The organism is Rhodoplanes roseus (assembly GCF_003258865.1).
GTDB lineage: Bacteria > Pseudomonadota > Alphaproteobacteria > Rhizobiales > Xanthobacteraceae > Rhodoplanes > Rhodoplanes roseus.
In genome coordinates this window covers 1-656 of the sequence record NZ_NPEX01000640.1, presented here as the reverse complement: position 1 = coordinate 656, position 656 = coordinate 1, and the positions used below count along the sequence as shown (strand labels likewise).

1 protein-coding gene is annotated in these 656 nt (G+C 68.3%); it reads left to right on the top strand.

The window, feature by feature from the left end:
• Nucleotides 1-656 (top strand): hypothetical protein (locus tag CH341_RS34745; protein ID WP_210208710.1); only part of this gene is annotated, 656 nt, incomplete at both ends.

Sequence of the window (656 nt, the reverse complement as noted above, 5' to 3'; positions counted from 1 at the left end):
ATCGAGGCGGCGAAGCGGTTCAACGACAATCTGATCGACCTGCAGAAGACCCTCGGGAAGCTGGAGCAGACGCTCGGGAACGAGCTGATGCCGTCCTTCGCCGACCTAGTGAAGGAGATCGACGCGTTCTTCTCGCAGGAGGGTGTCGGCAAGGTCATCAGGGCCGAGATCGACGGTGTCACCAAGGGCATTCGCGACGCCGTTCAGGAGGTGAAGGACCTGTTCGCCTGGTGGGAACGGGTCAAGGGCTACGTCGGATTCGGCGGTGGCCAGGACACCAGGTCCGACCAGACCCGCGAGATTCAGAAGCGCCTCGCCGATCGCGAGTCGCAGCTCGGCAGCATGGAGGGCCATGCCCGCGCCTGGGAGAATTCCGGCCGCGGCGAGCTTCCGACCGACCTGCGCATGCGCCGCCGTGCGCTGCTCGACGAGATCGAGCAGCTGCGGACCCAGCTCCGGACGCTCCGCGAGGAGATGGAGAAGACCAACAACACCGCCAAGAAGTCGAGCTGGAGCGGCGGCGGCGGGCTCGGCGGACTCGTCGTCCCGGCCTCGTTCGGTGGCGGCGGATTCGGTGGCGGCGGGTTCGGCGGTGGCGGTGGTGGCGGCAGCGTTGCGATGCGCGGCCTCGGCGGTCTGCCGGGCATCCCCGGGGG